This window comes from Pseudomonas sp. B2021, assembly GCF_018135665.1.
Lineage (GTDB): Bacteria > Pseudomonadota > Gammaproteobacteria > Pseudomonadales > Pseudomonadaceae > Aquipseudomonas > Aquipseudomonas lactis.
In genome coordinates this window covers 1,236,175-1,258,143 of the sequence record NZ_SMOF01000001.1, presented here as the reverse complement: position 1 = coordinate 1,258,143, position 21,969 = coordinate 1,236,175, and the positions used below count along the sequence as shown (strand labels likewise).

At 61.7% G+C, this 21,969-nt stretch carries 17 protein-coding genes; 6 read left to right on the top strand and 11 right to left on the bottom strand.

The window, feature by feature from the left end; genetic code table 11:
- Positions 1-281: 281 nt before the first annotated feature.
- Together E1K68_RS05620 and E1K68_RS05615 are read right to left on the bottom strand one after the other, a co-directional pair.
- On the bottom strand, positions 282-1,064 hold the full coding sequence (locus E1K68_RS05620; RefSeq protein WP_003188697.1) for a transporter substrate-binding domain-containing protein: 783 nt from the start codon (positions 1,062-1,064) through the stop codon (positions 282-284).
- 162 nt (positions 1,065-1,226) lie between these two features.
- A complete protein-coding gene (locus tag E1K68_RS05615; protein ID WP_212613854.1) occupies positions 1,227-1,460 on the bottom strand; it encodes a hypothetical protein in 234 nt (77 codons plus the stop codon).
- 193 nt (positions 1,461-1,653) lie between these two features.
- Between E1K68_RS05615 and E1K68_RS05610 the strand changes: the two genes are divergently transcribed.
- From E1K68_RS05610 to E1K68_RS05585, 6 genes are all read left to right on the top strand, one after another.
- Entirely contained in the window at positions 1,654-2,820 is a 1,167-nt protein-coding gene (locus E1K68_RS05610) for an efflux RND transporter periplasmic adaptor subunit (protein WP_212613853.1), read from the top strand.
- Positions 2,817-5,912 carry a multidrug efflux RND transporter permease subunit gene (locus E1K68_RS05605; RefSeq protein WP_212613852.1) on the top strand — a complete coding sequence of 1,032 codons (3,096 nt, stop codon included), beginning with the start codon at positions 2,817-2,819 and terminating at the stop codon, positions 5,910-5,912. Before E1K68_RS05610 ends, E1K68_RS05605 begins: the two co-directional genes overlap by 4 nt.
- A 7-nt stretch (positions 5,913-5,919) precedes the next feature.
- Complete coding sequence (locus E1K68_RS05600; RefSeq protein ID WP_003188690.1) at positions 5,920-6,612, top strand: heavy metal response regulator transcription factor; 693 nt, start codon at positions 5,920-5,922, stop codon at positions 6,610-6,612.
- The gene (locus tag E1K68_RS05595) at positions 6,602-7,966 is read left to right on the top strand and encodes a heavy metal sensor histidine kinase (RefSeq protein WP_003188688.1); all 1,365 of its coding nucleotides are present in this window, start codon (positions 6,602-6,604) and stop codon (positions 7,964-7,966) included. Before E1K68_RS05600 ends, E1K68_RS05595 begins: the two co-directional genes overlap by 11 nt.
- Before the next feature lie 386 nt (positions 7,967-8,352).
- Complete coding sequence (locus E1K68_RS05590) at positions 8,353-9,675, top strand: OprD family porin (RefSeq protein ID WP_192002458.1); 1,323 nt, start codon at positions 8,353-8,355, stop codon at positions 9,673-9,675.
- A 162-nt stretch (positions 9,676-9,837) separates the two neighbouring features.
- Complete coding sequence (locus E1K68_RS05585) at positions 9,838-11,322, top strand: sensor domain-containing diguanylate cyclase (RefSeq protein WP_057710943.1); 1,485 nt, start codon at positions 9,838-9,840, stop codon at positions 11,320-11,322.
- A gap of 173 nt (positions 11,323-11,495) precedes the next feature.
- Here E1K68_RS05585 and lpxC read toward each other — a convergent pair whose 3' ends face one another.
- The 9 genes from lpxC to murD form a co-directional block, all read right to left on the bottom strand.
- On the bottom strand, positions 11,496-12,407 hold the full coding sequence (gene lpxC / locus E1K68_RS05580; RefSeq protein ID WP_003171886.1) for a UDP-3-O-acyl-N-acetylglucosamine deacetylase: 912 nt from the start codon (positions 12,405-12,407) through the stop codon (positions 11,496-11,498).
- Positions 12,408-12,519: 112 nt separating this feature from the next.
- On the bottom strand, positions 12,520-13,716 hold the full coding sequence (gene ftsZ / locus E1K68_RS05575; protein WP_003188685.1) for a cell division protein FtsZ: 1,197 nt from the start codon (positions 13,714-13,716) through the stop codon (positions 12,520-12,522).
- 75 nt (positions 13,717-13,791) lie between these two features.
- On the bottom strand, positions 13,792-15,054 hold the full coding sequence (gene ftsA, locus E1K68_RS05570) for a cell division protein FtsA (protein ID WP_003188682.1): 1,263 nt from the start codon (positions 15,052-15,054) through the stop codon (positions 13,792-13,794).
- Positions 15,055-15,069: 15 nt separating this feature from the next.
- Positions 15,070-15,939, bottom strand: coding sequence for a cell division protein FtsQ/DivIB (locus E1K68_RS05565; protein WP_032893516.1), 870 nt, complete (start codon positions 15,937-15,939; stop codon positions 15,070-15,072).
- Positions 15,940-15,943: 4 nt separating this feature from the next.
- Entirely contained in the window at positions 15,944-16,900 is a 957-nt protein-coding gene (locus E1K68_RS05560) for a D-alanine--D-alanine ligase (RefSeq protein WP_003188679.1), read from the bottom strand.
- A complete protein-coding gene (murC, locus tag E1K68_RS05555) occupies positions 16,897-18,345 on the bottom strand; it encodes a UDP-N-acetylmuramate--L-alanine ligase (protein ID WP_212613851.1) in 1,449 nt (482 codons plus the stop codon). The genes E1K68_RS05560 and murC overlap by 4 nt, the downstream gene beginning before the upstream one ends.
- Positions 18,338-19,408 (bottom strand): undecaprenyldiphospho-muramoylpentapeptide beta-N-acetylglucosaminyltransferase, encoded by a 1,071-nt coding sequence (gene murG / locus E1K68_RS05550; RefSeq protein ID WP_003188675.1) that lies wholly within the window; start codon positions 19,406-19,408, stop codon positions 18,338-18,340. Before murG ends, murC begins: the two co-directional genes overlap by 8 nt.
- The gene (gene ftsW, locus E1K68_RS05545; RefSeq protein ID WP_161793210.1) at positions 19,398-20,609 is read right to left on the bottom strand and encodes a putative lipid II flippase FtsW; all 1,212 of its coding nucleotides are present in this window, start codon (positions 20,607-20,609) and stop codon (positions 19,398-19,400) included. The genes murG and ftsW overlap by 11 nt, the downstream gene beginning before the upstream one ends.
- An 8-nt stretch (positions 20,610-20,617) precedes the next feature.
- The gene (gene murD, locus E1K68_RS05540) at positions 20,618-21,964 is read right to left on the bottom strand and encodes a UDP-N-acetylmuramoyl-L-alanine--D-glutamate ligase (protein ID WP_034134893.1); all 1,347 of its coding nucleotides are present in this window, start codon (positions 21,962-21,964) and stop codon (positions 20,618-20,620) included.
- Positions 21,965-21,969: the final 5 nt, after the last annotated feature.

The window sequence follows — 21,969 nt, the reverse complement described above, 5'->3', positions numbered from 1 at the left end:
GGCGAATTACGGGCACACCGAGCCTGAGCGAGGTGCCGAGTGGTGGGGCAAGAGCCTTTTGCTTACTTTTGGCTGGGCCGGCATTCCGGCTCTTTTCAAAAGTGAGCCGCTGTCAGAGCGGAACCCCAAGTGGCCGTTACCGCAGGAATGGATATGTACACAATCCAACTGTGTCGACTGGGAGGCCGTCATCGCAGGCAAGCCAGCTCCCACATTTGGACTGCGGGGTGTCAGGTAGATAGGCGCCTCACGGGTGCAGAGCGGCACTCACACATTCGCGATCATGAATGGGGCGGCAATACATCGAGCCGATACGGCTGAAGAATGCGCTGGTACTCGCCATTCTGCATCAATTGCTCAAGCGCATGATTAAGCTCATTACGCAACGCCGTATCGGTTTTTCGCACCGCAATCGCCACGCTATTACCCAGCAGGCCCGACGACACAGGCGGCCCCATGTAATCGAAGTCCAGCCCCTGGGGCGTGTCGAGCAGGGCTTCACGGATCTCCACCGCGCCTTGCAGGGTCGCGTCGATATCGCCCGAAACCAGGCCCTGCACCAGTTGGTCGTTGAGCCAGAAACTCCTGATGATCACTCCCGCCGGCGCCCACTTCGACAGGGCAAAGGCTTCGCGATTACTGCGCACCAGCACCCCGACACGCTTGCCCCTGAGCGAGCGCCGATCAGGGCGCAGGCCCGAGGTTTTACGCGCCACCAGCCGAGTGGTGATCGGGTAGAGGTCATCGGTAAAACTCACCCGTCGCCGCCGACTGCAGGTGGGCGCCATGCCCATGATCGCGTCGAACTGCCTGGCTTCAAGGGCCGGAAAGTTTTCCATCACGACCTGGTCAACCCAGGTACAGCGCACGTTGAGCTGCTCGCACAGGGCATTGCCCAGTTCGATATTCAGCCCCACCAATTGCCCTTGGGCGTTGCGGCTTTGAAAGGGCGGAAAATGCGCGGCAACGGCGAAACGGATTTCACGCCGAGGTTGAACGTCGGCGGCGACGGCACTCGTCGAGAGCAAGAGAGCAAGCACTGCACAGAGGTGTATCAGGGCCACGGGAATGTCCTTTTCCGGAAAGCTGACTCACCACGTCCCGATGGGCGTCATCGGGACGAAGCAAACGCTGTGCAAGCTTTCAAGAATCGGTCGCGGACCTACAAGCAGAAATGTCCACGGGCGATGTAGGCAACTGCCTATAACGCACGCAACGCTTTAATCTCAGCGTTTACCCATCGAGCGGCGAGTGCCCGGAGGCGCCATGCCTGGCGTCTTGGTATGCCCGTTCTTGGCGCCGCCTTTGTACCAGGGCTGGCTGGCATTCTTGGCACCGGCCAGCTCACCCGGCTTGAAGGGGAACTTGAACGCCGGGATCTCGGCTTTTTCAACGCCGTCGGCGGTAGCCGGATCGACGAGTTCGGCCGCGTCGACAGCGGGTTGGGTTGGGGAAGTCATAAGGGCTCCGGCACAGCTAATAGGTGTAAAAGCGCGAGTATACGGGGCCTGAGCTGCCAGCAGTAACTTCAAGCGACAAGCTCACATGGCCTAGCTGTCACGGCTGTCAGTTTGCCGTCACCGTGCTGACGGCGGAACAGCGCTATAAAGGACGTTCCGAACTCCAACTTGCAGTTTGCGCCGGCGTCCTCCTATGCAGATCAAACGAAACGTGGCCCTGATGCTGGGTGCTCTCCTGATACTGGCCGTTGCAGCCTGGGCGTTAACCCGGCCGGCCAAGGCCCGCCTGGCAGCGCCTACCGCCATTCCTGTGCGGGTGGTGAGCGTGACGCAACAGGATGTGCCTCGGTTTGTCAGCGGCATCGGCTCGGTGTTGTCATTGCACAGCGTGGTGATTCGTCCGCAAATCGACGGCATCCTCACCCAACTGCTGGTCAAGGAAGGCCAATCGGTGAAGGCCGGTGACCTGCTGGCTACCATCGATGACCGCTCGATCCGCGCCAGCCTCGACCAGGCCAGGGCGCAACTCGGTGAAAGCCAGGCGCAGTTGCAAGTAGCATTGGTCAACCTCAAGCGCTACAAAGCGCTGAGCATCGACGACGGTGTGTCGAAGCAGACCTACGACCAGCAACAGGCGCTGGTCAACCAGCTCAAGGCCACGGCGCAAGGTAATCAAGCGGCCATCGATGCGGCTCAGGTACAACTTTCCTATACCCAGATTCGCTCCCCGGTCAGCGGCCGAGTGGGCATCCGCAATGTGGACGAAGGTAATTTCCTGCGCATGAGCGATACCCTGGGGCTGTTTACCGTCACCCAGCTCGACCCGATTGCCGTTGAGTTTTCCTTGCCACAGCAGATGCTGCCAACCTTGCAGGGCCTGATCGCCGCCCCCACCCGGGCCACCGTCGACGCCTACCTGGGCGCCGACACCGATGGCCAGACCGGCGACCTGCTCGGCGAAGGCCACCTGAGCCTGATCGACAACCAGATCAGCTCCACCACCGGCACCCTGCGGGCCAAGGCCGAGTTCAGCAACCCGGCGCATAAGCTATGGCCGGGGCAATTGGTGACCATCAAGATCCAGACGGCCCTCGACAAGAACGCCCTGGTGGTACCGCCGACCGTGGTGCAGCGCGGCCTGGACTCACATTTCGTGTACCGCGTAAGCGCTGACAAAGCCGAGGTGGTGCCGGTGCAGGTCGCCTACCAGAACAGCGACATCAATATCATCAAAGGCGTGCAGGCCGGCGATGTGCTGGTCAGCGATGGGCAGTCGCGGCTCAAGGCCGGCGCCCAGGTGACGGTGCTCAAGGAGCCGCCGCAAGTGATCCACACCGCCAACGCCCAGGTGCAACCATGAGCGCCAGCCGGTCGCCCTCGGCCTGGTGCGTTGATCACCCGGTCGCCACCTTGCTGCTGACTTTCGCCCTGGTGCTGCTGGGGATCATTGCCTTCCCGAACCTGGCCGTCGCGCCACTGCCGGAAGCGGAATTCCCGACGATTCAGGTCACCGCGCAACTGCCCGGCGCCAGCCCGGACACCATGGCCTCATCGGTGGCCACGCCTCTGGAGGTGCAGTTCAGTGCCATCCCCGGCATGACCCAGATGACCTCCAGCAGCGCCTTGGGCTCCAGCCTCTTGACCCTGCAATTCACCCTGGAAAAAAGCATCGATACCGCCGCCCAGGAAGTGCAGGCCGCGATCAACACCGCGTCCGGCAAGCTGCCCAGCGACATGCCGAGCTTGCCTACCTGGAGGAAGGTCAACCCGGCGGACAGCCCGGTGCTGATCCTCAGCGTCAGTTCCAGCAGCATGCCCAGCACCGAGCTGAGCGACTACGTGGAAACCCTGCTGGCGCGCCAGATCAGCCAGATCGACGGCGTCGGCCAGATCAACATCACCGGCCAGCAACGCCCGGCGATCCGCGTGCAAGCGGCCCCTGAAAAGCTCGCGGCCATCGGCCTGACCCTCGCCGACATACGCCTGGCCATCCAGCAGTCGAGCCTCAACCTGGCCAAGGGCGCGATCTATGGCGAGAACAGCGTGTCCACCCTGTCGACCAACGATCAGCTGTTTCACCCGGAGGAATACGGCCAACTGATCGTTTCCTACAAGGACGGTGCGCCGGTTCAACTGCGCGATATCGCCAAGGTTATCAACGGCTCGGAAAACGCCTACGTACAAGCCTGGTCCGGCGATACCCCAGGGGTGAACCTGGTGATTTCGCGCCAGCCCGGCGCCAACATCGTCGACACTGTCGACCGCATTCAAGCCGAGCTGCCGCGCCTGCAAGGCATGTTGCCGGCCTCGGTGCAGGTCAGCGTGTTGACCGACCGTACCAAGACCATCCGCGCCTCACTGCATGAAGTGGAGATGACCCTGCTGATCGCCATCCTGCTGGTGGTGGCGGTGATGGCGTTGTTCCTGCGCCAACTGTCGGCGACGCTGATTGTGTCTGCGGTGCTGGGTGTCTCGCTGGTGGCCAGTTTTGCCCTTATGTACGTGATGGGGTTCAGCCTGAACAACCTGACCCTGGTCGCTATCGTGATCGCCGTGGGCTTCGTGGTGGACGATGCGATTGTGGTGGTGGAGAACATCCATCGGCACCTGGAGGCCGGCCTGGGCAAGCGCGAAGCGGCGATCAAGGGCTCCGGCGAAATTGGCTTTACCGTGGTGTCCATCAGCTTCTCGCTGGTAGCAGCGTTTATTCCGCTGTTATTCATGGGCGGTGTGGTCGGGCGGTTGTTCAAGGAATTTGCGCTGACGGCCACCGCGACCATTCTGATTTCGGTCGTGGTTTCGCTGACATTGGCACCGACGCTGGCCGCCTTGTTCATGCGCGCCCCTTCCCACCCTGCCCATGCCAAGCCCACCTTCAGCGAACGCCTGCTGGCCGGCTATGCGCGCAACCTGCGCCGTGCCCTGGCGCACCAACGCAGCATGGCCGCGATCTTCGTGGTGACCCTGGCGCTGGCGGTGGTCGGCTATGTGCTCATCCCCAAGGGGTTCTTCCCGGTGCAAGACACCGGTTTCGTGCTCGGCACCAGCGAAGCGGCGGCCGACGTGTCGTACAAGGACATGGTCGCCAAGCACAAGGCCCTGGCCGAGATCGTCAAGGCCGACCCGGCGGTGCAGGCGTTTTCCCATTCGGTCGGCGTCACCGGCAGCAACCAGACCATCGCCAACGGCCGCTTCTGGATCGCCTTGAAAGACCGCAGCGAGCGCGATGTGTCCGCCAGCCAGTTCATCGACCGCATCCGCCCGCAGTTGGCGAAGGTGCCGGGCATCGTGCTGTACCTGCGCGCCGGCCAGGACATCAACCTGAGCTCCGGCCCCAGCCGCGCCCAGTACCAATATGTGCTCAAGAGCAACGACGGCCCGACGCTGAACACCTGGACCCAACGCCTCACCGAAAAACTGCGCGCCAACCCGGCGTTTCGCGACCTGTCCAACGACCTGCAACTGGGCGGCAGCATCACCCACATCAGCATCGACCGCCAGGCCGCTGCGCGCTTCGGCCTGACCGCCACCGATGTCGACCAGGCGCTGTACGACGCCTTCGGCCAGCGCCAGATCAACGAGTTCCAGACCGAGATCAACCAGTACCAAGTGATACTCGAACTGGACAGCCAACAGCGCGGCAAGGCCGAAAGCCTCAACTATTTTTACCTGCGCTCGCCATTGACCAACGAGATGGTGCCGTTGTCGGCCTTGGCCAAAGTCGACCCGCCCACAGTCGGGCCTTTGTCCATCAGCCATGACGGCATGTTCCCCGCCGCCAACCTTTCGTTCAACCTGGCGCCTGGCGTGGCCCTGGGCGATGCGGTGATCATGCTCGACCAGGCCAAGAACGAAATCGGCATGCCGAGCACAATCATCGGCAACTTCCAGGGTGCGGCCCAGGCGTTCCAGAGCTCGCTGGCCAGCCAACCCTGGCTGATCCTCGCGGCGCTGGTAGCGGTCTATATTATTCTGGGTGTGCTGTATGAGAGTTTTGTGCACCCGCTGACGATCATTTCCACCCTGCCTTCGGCGGGCCTCGGTGCGCTGATCATGCTGTGGCTGCTGGGCCAGGACTTTTCGATCATGGCCTTGATCGGCCTGGTGCTGCTGATCGGCATCGTGAAGAAAAACGGTATCTTGATGATCGACTTCGCCTTGGAGGCGCAGCGGGTACGCGGGCTGCCGCCCGAAGATGCGATTTATGAAGCCTGCGTGACACGGTTCCGGCCGATCATCATGACCACCCTTGCCGCGTTGCTCGGCGCAGTGCCGTTGATGCTCGGCGCTGGCCCGGGGGCGGAGTTGCGCCAGCCGCTAGGCATCGCGGTGGTCGGTGGCTTGCTGGTGAGCCAGGCGCTGACGCTGTTCACCACGCCGGTCATATACTTGTACCTTGAGCGTTTTTTCCACAGGCCCAAACCAGCGCTGGCGCTGGCGACCACACACTGAGGCGGTCATGCGCGTCCTGATTATTGAAGATGAAGAAAAAACCGCGGACTACCTGCACCGCGGCCTGACCGAGCAAGGCTACACCGTTGATGTAGCCCGCGAAGGCATCGAAGGCCTGCACCTGGCGCTGGAGAACGATTACGCGGTGATCGTGCTCGACGTGATGCTGCCCGGCCTGGATGGCTTCGGTGTATTGCGCGCCCTACGCGCCCGCAAGCAGACGCCGGTGATCATGCTCACCGCCCGCGAGCGCGTGGAAGACCGCATCCGCGGCCTGCGCGAAGGCGCCGACGATTATCTGGGCAAGCCGTTTTCGTTCCTGGAACTGGTGGCCCGCCTGCAAGCCCTGACCCGTCGCAGCGGCGGCCATGAACCGGTGCAGGTCACCGTCGCTGACCTGTGGATCGACCTGATCAGCCGCAAGGCCAGCCGCAACGGCCTGCGCCTGGACCTGACCGCCAAGGAGTTCTCGCTGCTCAGCGTATTGGCGCGGCGCCAGGGCGAGATCCTGTCCAAAACCGCGATTGCCGAGATGGTCTGGGACATCAATTTCGACAGCGACGCCAACGTGGTCGAAGTGGCGATCAAGCGCCTGCGCGCCAAGCTCGATGGGCCGTTCGAACACAAGCTGCTGCACACCATTCGTGGCATGGGTTATGTGCTGGAGAACCGCATGCAGGAAAACCACAGTGGTCGCTAATTCCATCGCCCTGCGCCTGAGCGGCATGTTCACCCTGGTGGCGCTGCTGATCTTCCTGTTGATCGGCGGCGCGCTGTACCAGCAGGTGGACCGTGGCCTCGGGCTGTTGCCAGGTGCCGAGCTGGATGCGCGCTACAGCGTGCTGGAATCGTCGATCAATCGCTTCGGCACGCCAGAGCATTGGGCCAAGATCAGGTCCAAGCTCAAGCTGTTGGGGGAAGAAGACAAGCGCATCCGTTTCTGGGTGGTCAGCAGTGACCCGAGCTACGAATACGGTGAACCAGATGCGCAGATTCGCGCCTTTGCCGAAGGCCCCACGGGCAAACGCGACCTGCGCTTGCCCGGTCACGATTATCCGTTCAAGGTGCTGGTCAGCCAGTTTGCCGCCAAGGACCAGCGCCCGGCGCTGCGCTTCATGATTGCCATCGACACGGAGAACTTCCGCGCCACCCAGCATCACTTGCTGGTGGCGTTGATCAGCCTGGCATTGGTGGGCGTCATACTGGCGGCACTGTTGGGGTTCTGGGTCGCGCGTATCGGCCTCAAGCCCCTGGGCAAACTCTCGGATGAGGCGCAAAAACTTGCGCCGCCGAAACTCTCCGGGCGCCTGCAATTGTCGCCCTTGCCGCCGGAACTGAGCCAATTCGTCAATTCGTTCAACGCCACCCTCGACCGGGTCGAACAGGCGTATTCGCGCCTGGAATCGTTCAACGCCGACGTCGCCCATGAACTGCGTTCGCCGCTCACCAATCTGATCGGCCAGACCCAGGTGGCTCTTACTCGCGGCCGTTCGGCAGAGCACTATTTCGAGGTGCTGCAATCGAACCTGGAAGAGCTGGAACGGCTGCGCTCGATCATCAATGACATGCTGTTCCTCGCCAGCGCCGACCAAGGCAGCAAGGCCACCAAGCTGATCGAAAGCGCCCTGGCCGATGAAGTGGCCACCACCCTCGACTACCTGGACTTCATCCTCGAAGACGCCCAGGTCGAAGTGCACGTGCACGGCGATGCCGTGGTGCAGATCGAAAAAGCCCACCTGCGGCGCGCACTGATCAACCTGCTGAGCAATGCCGTACAACATACCGCGCCGGGGCAAGTCATCGACGTGCACATTCAAGTGCAGGCACACCAAGTGACGATTGGCGTGACCAACCCCGGCGAGGCCATTGCCAGCGAACACTTGCCACGCCTGTTCGAACGCTTCTATCGGGTGGATGCCTCGCGCAGCAACAGCGGGGCCAATCACGGGCTGGGGCTGGCGATCGTCAAGGCGATTGCGTTGATGCATGGGGGGGATGTGTTTGTGCGCAGTGAAGGCGGTGGCAATACCTTTGGTATTACCCTTCCGGTCTAAACAACTCGGCCAAAAAAATGTGGGAGCTGGCTTGCCTGCGATAGCATCACCTCGGTGCGCCTGGCATACCGAGGTGTCTGCATCGCAGGCAAGCCAGCTCCCACAGGAGATCCCATCGCTCGCACTGTTGCGGTTTGGGCAATAGTTATTATCTTGTTACACTCTGTATCGCAGCGCTCGCCTGCGTTACTTTGACGCACCGATGAGCGCGGTGGCAAAGACAGCTGACCCGCTTACCCGAATTTCCCTCGACTTTTTTCCAGGGCTCTACACTGGGAATCTGTCTTAAAGCCGCTGATTTTCAGCGGCTTTTTTTTGCCGTAAAAAAAGGCCGGGCACACCCTCACGACACTGGCCGTTATGGATTGACCAAAGGAGCTTTACCGGTGAAGAACTCGCTGACGTTCACCCCGTTATTCCTCGCGATTGCAGCAACGATCGCCCCACTGGCCCACGCGGCAGACACTACCCCCAACGACGGTTTCGTCGAAGGCTCCCACCTCACCATCAACACCCGCAACTACTACATGAACCGCGACCGGCGCGATATTCATACCGATGACAGCAAGGAATGGGGCCAGGGCTTTATCGGCACTTTCGAATCCGGCTACACCCAGGGCACCGTCGGCTTCGGCCTGGACGTCAATGCCATGCTCGGCCTCAAGCTCGACGGCGGTGGCGGTACGGATGGCTCCAGCATCCTTCCGTATGGCAGCGGCAACGGCAAGGCGCCGGGTTCGTTTTCGACGGCCGGCGGCACCTTGAAGCTGCGCGCCTTCGACACCGAACTGAAAGCCGGCGACCTGCTCCTCAACAACCCGGTGATCGCCGGCGGCATGACGCGCATGTTGCCGCAGACCTTCCGTGGCGTGAGCCTGACCAACCACAGCTTCGACGGCTGGATGTTCGAAGGCGGTCAGGCCAGTTTCACCAAGCTCTACAACCAGAGCGGCCATCGGCGCATCGGCACCAGCTACGGCACGCTGCCCGCCAACACCGACAGCCAGCACCTGGACTGGGCTGGTGTGTCGTTCAGCGCGATTGAGGGGCTGACCAGCAACCTGTACGCCTCCGAACTCAAGGACGTCTGGCACCAGTATTACTACGACCTGGAATACACCTACGCCCTGAACGACCTGGTCAGCCTGACCCCCGGCCTGCACTACTACCACACTCAGGACACCGGCCAATCACTGCTGGGCGATATCGACAACAACACCTACAGCCTGCATTTCACCGTGGGGGTGGGCAACCACAGCGTCACGGCGACTTATCAGCGCGTCAATGGCAACACGCCGTTCGACTACATCACCCAGGGCGACAGCGTGTACCTGGACAACTCCCAGCAGTACTCGGATTTCAACGGGCCCAACGAGCGCTCCTGGAAGCTCAAGTACGCGTACGATTTTGCCGGCCTCGGCGTGCCCGGCCTGACGTCCGCCGTGTCGTACATCAGCGGCAAGACCGACCTGACCAAGGTCGACCCCAACAGTCGCGGCTACAGCAACTGGTACAGCGCCGATGGAAAGGACGCCAAGCACTGGGAGCGCGATATCGACCTGAAATATGTGGTGCAGGGCGGCAAGGCCAAGGACTTGGCCGTGCGCCTGCAATGGGCGACCAATCGCGGCAGCAATGGCTACTCGGCGGTGGACCGCGATGTGGATGAGTACCGCGTGATCGTGGATTACCCGATCAACGTGTTCTGAATACAGGTAGGAGCGAGCTTGCTCGCGAAAAACGTTAACGATAACGCGTGCTTCCTGAATAAACGCGGCGTCTGTGAGTTTTTCGCGAGCAAGCTCGCTCCTACAGCCATATTCAAGGGTTGCTACTACGCTAAGGGCATTCTCAACGCAAAAGTGTGCCCGATGAATTCAAGCCTTACGCGCCCGGAGCGCCTGCTGATCCTGGGCAGCACGCTCACGGTGTTGCTGATCGTTGGGGTCGTGACTGCGCTGCTGATTCGTGAACATGCCAACACCCTGCAGACGGCCAAGCGCACCGCCAATACCATCACGCAATTGATCGACGCTGACGTGCTGCGCAATGTCGAACTTTACGACATGGCCCTCAAAGGCTTGATCAGCGCCACCGAGCGCACCGACCTGCAAGATGTTTCAGAGAGCATCCGTCATTTGGTGCTGTTCGATCGTTCCGCTGCGGCGCCCTACAAGGGCGATATCCTGCTGTTGGACCCGGCCGGCGAGGTGATTGCCGATTCGTCCCTGCTTACGCCCAAGCTGGGTAACTTTGCCGACCGTGACTATTTTCAGGCCCACCGCAACAACCCCGACCTGGGCTTGTATATCAGCCGCCCGTTCATGGCCCGCTGTCAGTGTGACGACCCCTGGCGCATCGCGTTCAGCCGTCGCGTTTCGTCAGCGGACGGGCGTTTTCTGGGGGTGGCGGTCGCCTCCATGCGCCTGTCGTACTTTCATCAGTTGTTCAGCAGCTTGAACATCGGCAACAACAGCACCATCAACCTGCTCAACCACCAAGGCATCCTGCTCGCGCAAGAGCCTTTGCTGGAAGTGGACATCATCGATAAGGACCTGAGCCAGCGCCCGAATGTGGCGCGCATGCTGCGCGAACGGGACGGCAGCTTCCAAAGCATCTCCAGCGTCGATCGCCAGGCACGGCTCTACAGCTTTTCCAATGTGGGCGACTTGCCGCTGATCGTGGCAGTGGCCTTGTCCAGCGATGAAATGTTCGCACCCTGGCGACGTGCGGCGTGGCTGGTCAGCATCGCGACCGGAGTGTTGTGCGTGGGCTTGTTATGGCTGACCTGGGCACTGTGCATGGAGCTGCGCCGCCGCCATCGCGCCGAGCAGGTGCTGTCAGAACTGGCAGCCACCGACGCCCTTACCGGCCTGGCCAACCGCCGCACCCTGGACGAACGCTTGCGGCTGGAATGGGACCGGGCACAACGCTCGACCGAGTCGTTGAGCGTGTTGATGATCGATGTGGACCACTTCAAGGCCTTCAACGACCGTCATGGTCACCAGGGCGGCGATGAGGCGTTGCGTACAGTCGCACAGGTGATCGCCAGCCATATCCGCCGCCCTGCCGACCTGGCGGCGCGTTACGGCGGTGAAGAATTCGCGGTGGTGCTGCCCAATACCGACGCCAAGGGGGCGTGGGTGATCGCCGAGCATATCCGCGAGGGGGTCCAGCACTTGCCGAGAGTGGTCGGGGACGAGCAACCGATCACCTTAAGCATCGGCCTGAGTACCTGGCAGAAGCACAGCCGTATTTCCCTTGAAGACCTGCTGCTCAAGGCTGACCAAGCGTTGTATCAGGCCAAGCACAGCGGCCGTAACCGGACAATGGATGTTTCAAAGACCTCAAACTGATGAGGTCAATTGTGAGAGCTGGCTTGCCTGCGATCGCGGTGGGTCAGCTACCTATAAGCTAACTGGCAGGCCGCTATCGCAGGCAAGCCAGCTCCCACATTTGGATATTCGTCAGGCATAAAAAAAGGCCACCCGAAGGCAGCCTTTCAAAACTAAAGAAAGAGAGTTGTTACTTACACCGCCGCAACGGGACGCATGTAAGAGATCGGTGCGGTGCTGGCATCTTCGAAGGTCACGACTTCCCAAGCGTCTGTCTGCTCAATCAACTTGCGCAGCAGCTGGTTGTTAAGGGCGTGGCCCGACTTGAAGCCTTTGAACTCGCCTATCAGGCTATTGCCCAGCAGGTAGAGGTCACCGATTGCATCGAGGATCTTGTGCTTCACGAATTCGTCTTCATAGCGAAGGCCGTCTTCGTTCAGTACACCATCCGCGTCGACCACGATGGCGTTTTCCACGCTGCCGCCGAGTGCGAGGTTGTGCTTGCGCAGGTACTCGATGTCACTCATGAAACCAAAGGTACGGGCGCGGCTGACTTCTTTTACGAACGAAGTGCTGGAAAAATCCACGCTTGCACTTTGGGTGCGGTCACGGAATACCGGGTGATCGAAATCGATCTCAAAGCTCACTTTAAAGCCTTCGAACGGGACGAAGGTGGCGCGCTTGTCGCCGTCTTCTACTGTCACTTCCCGCAGAATGCGAATGAACTTCTTGGCTGCGTCCTGTTCTTCCAGGCCGGCAGATTGAATCAAGAATACGAAGGGGCCAGCGCTGCCATCCATGATCGGGACTTCGGACGCGGAGAGCTCGACGTAGGCGTTATCGATGCCCAGGCCAGCCATGGCCGAGAGCAAGTGCTCCACCGTGTCCACTTTGACGTCACCGTTGACCAATGTGGTCGACATAGTGGTTTCGCCAACGTTTTCCGCGCGAGCAGGAATCTGCACCACAGGGTCCAGGTCGGCACGCACAAACACGATGCCGGTGTCGACAGGTGCAGGCTTGAGGGTCAGGTATACCTTCTCCCCGGAGTGCAGACCTACACCTGTGGCACGAATAATATTCTTCAGGGTGCGTTGTTTAATCATGGCTTGGACCGCTTCAGCGCAAATTGCGAACTGGTATCAACAAAGGCTGGCGATAATAGCAGACCAGACCTTTGCTGAACACCAATCACCTTCATAGCCCTGATACATTCCATTAATCGGCCTGACGACGCAGGAATGCCGGGATGTCCAGGTAGTCCAGGTCATCTTGCGGATTCGGGCTACGGGACGCCGCAGCACCGGCCTGAGCCTGGTTGCGCATCACGGTCGGACGGTCCAGGTCACGGTAGTTCACCGACGGCAGTTCCTGGCGAGCAGGGGCTGGAGCGGCGGCTGCCTGGCTGGCCTGGCTGGTGTGCAGGGTGTTGTCGATGACCTTCACTGGCTTCTCGATTTTTGCACCCAGGCCGGTGGCAACCACGGTTACATGCAGCTCATCGCGCATGTCCGGATCGATAACGGTACCGACTTTGACCATGGCGTGCTCGGAAGCGAAGGCTTCGATGATGCTACCCACGTCGGAGTACTCACCCAGGGACAGGTCGGGACCGGCGGTGATGTTCACCAGGATGCCGCGTGCACCTTGCAGGTTAACGTCTTCGAGCAACGGGTTGCGGATGGCCGCTTCGGTGGCTTCGCGTGCACGGTTCGGACCGCTGGCGCAGCCAGTGCCCATCATCGCCATGCCCATTTCGCTCATGACCGTACGTACGTCGGCAAAGTCGACGTTGATCATGCCTGGGCGCTTGATGATGTCGGAGATACCGCGAACGGCACCGGCCAGTACATCGTCAGCCTTGGCGAAGGCAGACAGCAGGCTGGCATCCTTGCCCAGGATGGTCAGCAGTTTCTCGTTGGGGATGGTGATCAACGAGTCGACGCTTTCAGACAGCAGACGGATACCTTCGTCGGCGATCTGCATGCGCTTGCGGCCTTCGAACGGGAACGGACGCGTCACGACAGCAACGGTCAGAATCCCCATTTCCTTGGCCACTTCGGCAATGATCGGTGCAGCACCGGTACCGGTACCGCCGCCCATGCCGGTGGTGATGAACACCATGTTGGTGCCTTGCAGCACTTCGGCAATACGCTCGCGGTCTTCCAGGGCGGCTTGACGGCCGACTTCCGGATTGGCGCCAGCGCCGAGGCCCTTGGTCACCGCGGTGCCCAATTGCAGGATGGTCCGCGCGCCGATGCTTTTGAGCGCCTGGGCATCAGTGTTGGCGCAGATGAACTCAACGCCTTCAATGTTGCTCTTGACCATGTGGTTGACAGCGTTGCCGCCGCCACCGCCGACACCGATTACTTTGATAACCGGGCTAGCGGGGATATTGTCTACGAGTTCGAACATGTTCCCTCTCCTTTCATTTTCTCTAGTTTTTTCGCCTACTGCTTGTTGCGGGTGTTGCGGTGTCGCGGTAAATCTTTAGAAATTGCCTTTTACCCAAGCCTGCAGCCGCTCGAACAACGGCGCTTTCGCCTCGTCGTCGCTGCGGTAGCTGTCACGGATGCTCGGGCCCGACAGGGAAATGCCGTCGGTCTGCTTTTGCAGCCCGTACAACAGCAAGCCCACACCGGTGGAATAAATCGGGTTGCGCACTACGTCGCCCAGGCCTTTCACGCCATGGGGCACGCCCAGGCGCACCGGCATGTGGAAGATCTCTTCGGCCAACTCGACCGCGCCTTCCATCTTCGAGGTACCACCGGTCAGCACGATGCCGGCCGGGATCAAATCTTCGTAGCCGCTGCGGCGCAGTTCAGCCTGGATCAGGGTGAACAGCTCGTCGTAACGTGGCTCGACCACTTCGGCCAGGGCCTGGCGCGACAGCTCGCGCGGTGGACGGTCACCCACGCTTGGCACCTTGATGGTCTCGCCGGCACCGGCCAGCTTGGCCAGGGCGCAGGCGTAGCGGATCTTGATTTCTTCGGCGTACTGGGTCGGTGTGCGCAACGCCATGGCGATGTCGTTGGTGACCTGGTCGCCGGCAATCGGGATCACCGCGGTGTGACGGATCGCACCCTCGGTGAAGATCGCGATGTCGGTGGTGCCGCCGCCGATATCCACCAGGCACACGCCCAGCTCTTTTTCGTCGTCGGTGAGTACCGAGTAGGCCGAGGCCAACTGCTCGAGAATGATGTCGTCGATTTCCAGGCCGCAGCGGCGCACGCATTTTTCAATGTTCTGTGCGGCGTTGACGGCGCAGGTCACCACGTGAACCTTGGCTTCCAGACGCACGCCCGACATGCCCAGGGGCTCGCGCACGCCTTCCTGGTTGTCGATCACGTAGTCCTGCGGCAGGGTGTGCAGCACGCGCTGGTCCGCCGGGATCGCCACGGCCTGGGCAGCGTCGAGCACGCGCTCAAGGTCGGCCGAGCTGACTTCACGGTCGCGGATCGCCACGATGCCGTGGGAGTTCAGGCTGCGGATGTGGTTGCCGGCCACGCCGACGAACGCCGAGTGAATCCGGCAACCGGCCATCAGCTGCGCTTCTTCGATGGCGCGCTGGATCGATTGCACGGTGGACTCGATGTTCACCACCACGCCCTTCTTCAGGCCCCGGGACGGATGCGTGCCAATACCGACGATTTCGATCGCGCCGTCTTCCCCGACCTCGCCCACCAGCGCCACCACCTTGGAGGTGCCGATATCGAGACCGACGATCATTTTGCCGCTTTGCACGTTTGCCATGGGTCCTGCCTCTTCTTAATTCTTCGCGACAGCGGGTTGTGCTGCCGTGGGCGCAGCCGGTGTACGCCAGCCGACGGCCAGGCCGTTGGCGTAACGCAGGTCGACGCTCGCAATGTTCGTAATCTGTTCTTTCAAGGTTTTTTCATAGATGGCAATAAAGCGGCGCATCTTTTCCACCAAGCGGTCGCGTCCCAGCAACAACTCGATGCCCGGGCCGGAACTGCCTGCCCCGGTCGTCAAAAACCAGCTGCCCCGCTCACGCAATTCCAGGCGTGCAATGGAGAAGCCCAGTGGCCGCAGCATCTGGCTCAAGGCCTGGTACTGCTGCATCACTTGCTGCTGCGCCCGCTGCGGCCCGAACAGCTGCGGCAGGTGTTCATAGTTGGCCAGCTCACGCGGGGTGAACGCCTGGCCCTGGTTGTTCAACAGCGCTTCATCGCCCCAACGGGCCACGGGCAGTTGTTCTTCCAGGCGGATCGTCACCTGGTCCGGCCATACACGGCGAACTTCGGCGTGGGCGATCCACGGCATCTGTTCCAGCTCCGAGCGCATGCCCGCCAGGTCGATGGTAAAGAAGCTCGCCGCCAGGTATGGGCCGATGCGCTGCTGTACCGCTTGCTGGCTGATGTAGCTCAAATCGCCCTGCACGCTGATCTTGGTGATCGGCCGGTCGGCATACGGCAACAGGCGCTGCGCGCCTTCGTACGTACCAAAGCCCAACACCACCAGCAGCACCGGCCAGAACAGCGCCTTGATAAAACCAAAGTTGGCTTTTGGCAGGCGCGAAGACATCGGCTCTTTAGCCACCATTCGGCTTGCACCCCGTGGCACCGGCTTGCGGCTCGGTGCTTGTGGGGGCTGATGACGAAGCGATGCGCCGTTCATGTGTTTAGCCTCTTGGCTCAATGCTGTCGGCCAGGATCGCCAGCACTAACTGCTGGAAATCCAGACCGGCGGCACGGGCTGCCATGGGAACCAGGCTGTGGTCGGTCATGCCCGGTGCGGTGTTGACTTCAAGGAACCAGAAATTCCCTTGGTCATCCTGCATCACGTCTGCCCGCGCCCAACCGGCGATACCCAGCGCCTCACAGGCTTTCGCCGTGAGGTCCATCAATTCTTGTTCCTTGGTTGCTTCGAGGCCGCATGGGATCCGGTACTGAGTATCGGAAGCCAGGTACTTGGCGTCGTAGTCATAAAAGGTGTGGGGCGTGCCCAAAGCGATGGGCGGCAATACCTGGCCACGCAGGGTGGCGATGGTGTACTCGGGACCGGAAATCCACTGTTCCACCAACACTTGCGAATCGTAGGTACTTGCCGCTTTCCATGCGTCGATCAATTCGGCGGCCGAGTTCACTTTGGCCATGCCGATACTGGAGCCTTCATGGGCAGGTTTGACGATCAAAGGCAGGCCCAGTTCCTTGGCCGCAGAAATACAATCGTCTTCGCTGCACAGTACGGCGTGACGCGGGGTCGGAATGCCCAGGCTGTGCCACACCTGCTTGGTGCGCAACTTGTCCATCGCCAAGGCCGAGGCGAGGATGCCGCTGCCGGTGTAAGGGATGCCGGCGCACTCGAGCAGGCCCTGCATGCTGCCGTCTTCACCGCCACGGCCGTGAAGAATGAGAAAGGCACGGTCGATCTTCTCGGCCTGCAGGCGGGCGAGAAAATCATCGCCCACATCGATACCGAACGCGTTCACGCCAGCACTTTGCAGCGCCTCAAGCACCGCATTGCCGGACTTGAGCGACACTTCGCGCTCGGCGCTCTTGCCGCCGAACAGCACGGCGACGCGACCGAAGTCGGCAGGCGCAAGGGTGGAAAACAGGGAGCCGTAGTCAGTGATCATTTCAACTTCCCCTTGGCCGCGGCTGCAAACAGCGGGCTCGCCAGCAACTTGGGCGCAAGGCCACCGATATCACCGGCGCCCTGGCACAGCAGGATGTCGCCGGCACGCAGCAGCGGCTTGACGATAGGCGCCAGGTCCACGCCACGCTCGATGTAGATCGGGTCCAGCTGGCCGCGCTGGCGGATGCTGTTGCACAGCTTGCGGCTGTCAGCGCCCGGGATCGGTTCTTCACCGGCCGGGTAGACTTCCATCAGCAACAGGACGTTGGCATCGGCCAGTACATTGACGAAATCGTCGTACAGGTCGCGGGTGCGGCTGTAGCGGTGCGGCTGGTACACCATCACCAGGCGGCGCTCCGGCCAGCCACCGCGCACGGCCTTGATCACGGCCGCCACTTCGGTCGGGTGGTGGCCGTAGTCGTCCACCAGCATCACGTCACCGCCTTCAACCGGCAGTTGGCCGTAAACCTGGAAGCGACGGCCCACACCGGCAAAGCGCGACAGGCCCTCGACGATGGCTTCATCGCTGACGCCTTCATCGGTAGCAATGCAGATGGTCGCCAAAGAGTTCAGCACGTTGTGGTTGCCCGGCATGTTCACCGACACGTCCAGCGGCTCGCGGTCGGGGCGCAGCACGGTAAAGAAGGTTTGCATGCCTTCCTGGCGCACATTGATTGCGCGCACGTCGGCATCTTCGCTGAAGCCGTAGGTCACGGTCGGGCGCTTGACCTGGGGCAGGATTTCACGCACCACCGGGTCGTCCAGGCACACCACCGCCAACCCGTAGAACGGCAGGTTGTGCAGGAAGTCGACGAAGGTTTTCTTCAATTTGTTGAAGTCACCGTCGTAGGTCGCCATGTGGTCTTCGTCGATGTTGGTGACGACGGCGACCAGCGGTTGCAGGTGCAGGAAGCTCGCGTCACTTTCATCGGCTTCGGCGATCAGGTAGCGGCTGGTGCCGAGCTGGGCATTGGTGCCAGCTGCATTCAGGCGGCCACCGATGACGAAGGTCGGGTCCAGGCCACCGGCGGCGAACACCGAGGCGATCAGGCTGGTGGTGGTGGTCTTGCCATGGGTACCGGCGACGGCGATGCCGTGGCGATAGCGCATCAGCTCGGCGAGCATCTCGGCACGCGGCACCACTGGAATACGGCGTTCAAGGGCAGTGGCCACTTCCGGGTTGGAGGTGTTCACGGCACTGGACACCACCAGCACGTCGGCCTCGGCAGCGTTCTCGGCACGGTGGCCGATAAAGATCTGCGCACCGAAGGACTTCAGGCGATCAGTGACCGGCGACTCTTTCAAGTCCGAGCCGGACACCTGGTAGCCCAGGTTCAGCAACACTTCGGCAATCCCGCACATGCCCACGCCACCGATACCGACGAAGTGAATACGGCGGATGCGGCGCATCTCGGGTTGCGGCATGGCTTTCTGATTCTCAACCATGGGCCACCTCCAGGCAGATATCGACCACGGTACGGGTTGCGTCAGGTTTGGCCAGGCGGCTTGCGGTGCTCGCCATGCTGTTGAGTCGTTCCGGTTGCATCAAAACCTCGGTCAGGCGAGCGGCCAAATCGGCGGCGCCAGTCGTTCTTTGCGGCAGCAGGAAGGCAGCGCCCTCCCCGGCCAAATATTCGGCGTTGCGGGTCTGGTGATCGTCGATGGCGTGGGGCAAAGGCACCAGCAAGGACGGCAGACCGGCGGCCGCCAGTTCACTGACGGTCAGCGCACCAGCGCGGCAGACCACCAGGTCGGCCCAGCCATAGGCTTGGGCCATGTCTTTGATGAAGGGCTGTACATTGGCCTCTACACCGGCCTCGCGATAACGCGCGGCGGTGACTTCATCGTGGTTCTTGCCGGCCTGGTGGAAGATCTCCGGGCGCACATCCTCAGGAAGTTGCGCAACGGCTTCAGGCAGCAATTTGTTCAGAGGCTCGGCGCCCAGGCTTCCGCCCAGGATCAGCAGGTGTGCCTTGCGCCCCGCCAGCGCGTCACGCGCAATGGCCATGAACAGTTCGGTACGCACCGGGTTGCCGGTGGTGCGAAGCTTGTCGGAGGCGGCGAAGGTTTTCGGAAAGGCTTCACACACCCGCGCAGCCAACGGCACCAGCAGGCGGTTGGCGGTACCGGCGACGGCGTTCTGTTCGTGGACGATCACCGGCACGCCCGCGAGTTTCGCCGCGACGCCACCGGGGCCGGTCACATAACCGCCAAAGCCGAGCACACACACTGGCTTGAGCTCGCGAATGATCTTGCGCGCCTGCATGACCGCCTTGAGCAGCACGAACGGCGCCTTGAGCAGGGACAACTTGCTCTTGCCACGCAAACCGGTGACGTTGATCAAATGCAGCGGCAAGCCGGCATTAGGCACCAATTCGTTTTCGATGCCACGGGGTGTACCCAGCCAGTGCACGGTGTAGCCACGGTTCTGGAATTCACGGGCGCAAGCCAGGGCCGGGAACACATGCCCCCCGGTGCCGCCTGCCATGATCAGCACATTAGCGCCCATGGGTCGGCTCCTCGGCGAAGTCGCTCTCGCTGAACTCCATCTCTTCGCTGCCCAGGTGGGTACGACTCTCCCACTCGATACGTAGCAGCAAGCCGAGACAGGCGCAGCAAATCACCAACGAACTGCCGCCGTAACTGAGGAACGGCAAGGTCAGGCCCTTGGTCGGCAGCAGGCCGACGTTCACGCCGATGTTGATCAGGAACTGGCCGATCCACAGGAAGGCCAACCCATAAGCCACGTAGGCAGCGAAGAACTGCTTGGCCTTCTCGGCCCACAAGCCGATGTACATGGCGCGCACGCAAACGAACACAAACAGCGCAACGGTGCACAGCGATCCCACCACACCCAACTCCTCGGCCAATACCGAGAACACGAAGTCGGTGTGGGCTTCCGGCAGGTAGAACTGCTTCTGCACACTGTTGCCCAGGCCCACGCCCAGCCACTCGCCGCGACCGAAGGCGATCAGCGCCTGGGTCAACTGGTAGCCGGAGCCGAACTGGTCGGACCAGGGGTCGGTGAAGGTGATCAAACGCGCCATCCGGTAGGGCTGCGCCTGCACCAGGATGGTCACCGCCGCGACCGCCAGCACCACCATCAAGGTGAAGCGGAACAGCCCGACGCCACCCAGGAACAGCATCGCGGCGGCGGCGCCCATCATCACCACCGTGGCCCCGAAGTCGGGTTCCATCAGCAACAGGCCAGCCATGGGCAGCAGCACGATGAACGGCTTGAAGAAGCCCATCCAGCTTTCGCGTACTTCTTTCTGGCGGCGCACCAGGTAACCGGCGAGGTAGATCACCACGAACACCTTGGCGATTTCCGAAGGCTGCACGTTGAACGCGCCGAAGCCGATCCAGCGCATTGAACCGTTCACCTCGCGGCCAATGCCCGGCACGATCACCATGACCAGCAAGCCGAACGCACCGATCAGCATCAGCCAACCCAGACGCTGCCAGGTGGCAATCGGGATCATCATGGTGACGATGCAGGCGCCCAGGCCGATCACCAGGTACACCAGGTGACGGATCATCATGTACAGCGTGTTGCCCGACTGCACGGCAGCCACTTCGGAGGACGCCGAGGTGATCATCACCAGGCCCAGGCCGAGCAGCGCCAGGCAACCGGCGAGCATAGGGAAATCAAGGTCAATGCCGCGCCCGGTAATGATCGGCGACGGGTAGGGCTTGATGATGTTTCTCAGGTTGAGGCTCATGCCAAAGCCTCCACGGCGCGGGCGAACAGGTGGCCGCGCTCTTCATAGTTCTTGAACATGTCGAAGCTGGCGCACGCGGGCGACAGCAACACCGCATCGCCGGGCTGGGCCAGGGCTTTGCACTGGGCAATGGCGTCGTCCAGGGAAGCTGCGCGTACTTGCGGTACAGCGTCACCGAGGGCGGCGGCGATCAGGTCCGAATCGCGGCCCATCAGCACCACGGCGCGGCAATGGGCGGCCACTGGCGCTTTAAGGTCCTTGAAGTCGGCACCCTTGCCATCACCACCGGCGATCAGCACCAGCTTGCCGTCGATATCGGCACCCAGGCCTTCGATGGCCGCCAGGGCCGCACCGACGTTGGTGGCTTTGGAGTCGTTGTAATAGCTGACGCCATTGAGGTCGCGCACCCACTGGCAGCGATGCTCAAGCCCGGCAAAGGTGCGCAGGCTGGCGAGCATGGCGTCGAATGGCAGGCCAACCGCGTGACCGAGCGCCAAGGCCGCCAGGGCATTGGACTGGTTGTGTGCGCCACGGATCTTCAGTTCGCGTACCGGCATCAGGTTCTGGAATTCGAACGCCAGGTATTTCTCGCCGTTCTCTTCACGAATGCCGAAGCCTTTGAAGTCCGGTTTGCCCAGGCCGAACGTCCAGCAGGGCATGCCCTCGCCCATCAGCGGACGGCTCAGGGCATCCTGACGGTTGACGACAAATTGCCTGGCGCCACGGAAAATCCGGTGCTTGGCCAGGTGATAAGCCGGCAGGCCGCTGTAGCGGTCCATATGGTCTTCGCTGACGTTCAGTACCGTCGCCACTTCGGCGCCCAGGTCGTGGGTGGTTTCCAACTGGAAGCTCGACAATTCCATCACGTACAGCTCGACGTCGTCGCTGAGCAGGTCCAGGGCCGGCACGCCAAGATTGCCGCCGACAGCCACACGCTTGCCCGCCGCCGCCGCCATCTCGCCGACCAGGGTGGTGACGGTGCTTTTGGCGTTGGAACCGCTGATGGCCACGATCGGTGCCTTCGCGTTGCGCGCGAACAGGTCGATATCGCCGGACAACTTCACGCCACGGGCCGCCGCCGCTTGCAGGGCCGGTGTCGCCAGGGCCAGGCCCGGGCTCACGTAGAGCTCATCGGCACGGCACAGAAACTCGACATCCAGCTCGCCACAACGCACTTCCACGTGCGGGTAGTCACGGCGCAGCGTGACCAGCTCCGGTGGATTTTCCCGCGTATCGGCCACAGCAAACGACGTGCCCCGGTTCGCCAGGAAGCGAACCAGGGACATGCCGCTCTTGCCGAGGCCGACAACGATGCGGAAGTGGTCTGAAGCGATCAGGGACACTCGTT